A 753-nucleotide genomic window follows, 5' to 3' on the forward strand; every position below is an offset into this window, starting at 1 on the left:
GGCCGGACCGTCGCCCGGCTGCTCGCCGGCCACGGCGTCCCCCGCCTGCTGCTCACCTCCCGCCGCGGCGCAGACGACCCGCGCGCCGCGGACGTCACCGCCGAACTCACCGCGCTCGGCGCCCGCGTGGAGATCGCCGCCTGCGACGTGGCCGACCCGGACGCCCTCGCGGACCTCCTCGCCCGCATCGACACCGAGGCACCCCTGCGCGGCGTCGTGCACTGCGCCGGCGTCCTGGCCGACGCGGCCGTCACCGAACTGACCGCCGACCGCCTCGCGCACGTGCTGCGCCCCAAGACCGACGGCGCCGCCCACCTGCACCGCCTCACCGCCGGCCGGCCCCTCGACCTGTTCCTGCTCCTCTCCTCGGCGGCCGGTGTCCTGGGCAGCCCCGGCCAGGCCAACTACGCCGCCGCCAACGCCTTCCTCGACCAGCTCGCCCACCACCGCCGCGCCCTCGGCCTGCCCGCCCTGTCCCTCTCCTTCGGCGTCTGGGCGGACGAGGGACTGGCCGCCGCGCACGCCGACCTGGACCGCCTGGCCCGCCACGGCCACCGCGCCCTCACCCCGGAACAGGGCCGGGACCTCATCGGACTGGCCCTGCGCCGCACCACCGCCCACCTGGTCGCCTCGGCGCTGGACCTGCCCCGCCTGCGCGACACCGTGACCGGCGGCCCCGCCGCCACCACCGCCGTCTGGCGCGCCCTGCTGCCCGCACCGCGCACCGCACCCGGCACCGGCACCGCGTTCGCG

Annotated in this window: 1 protein-coding gene; it reads left to right on the forward strand. The window is 79.0% G+C overall.

What is annotated here, in order from left to right; genetic code table 11:
* Positions 1–753: SDR family oxidoreductase (locus G3I53_RS15130; RefSeq protein ID WP_164438439.1), on the forward strand; the 753-nt coding region annotated here is incomplete at both ends.

It is taken from the genome of Streptomyces sp. SID14436 (genome assembly GCF_010548465.1).
Taxonomy (GTDB): Bacteria; Actinomycetota; Actinomycetes; order Streptomycetales; family Streptomycetaceae; genus Streptomyces.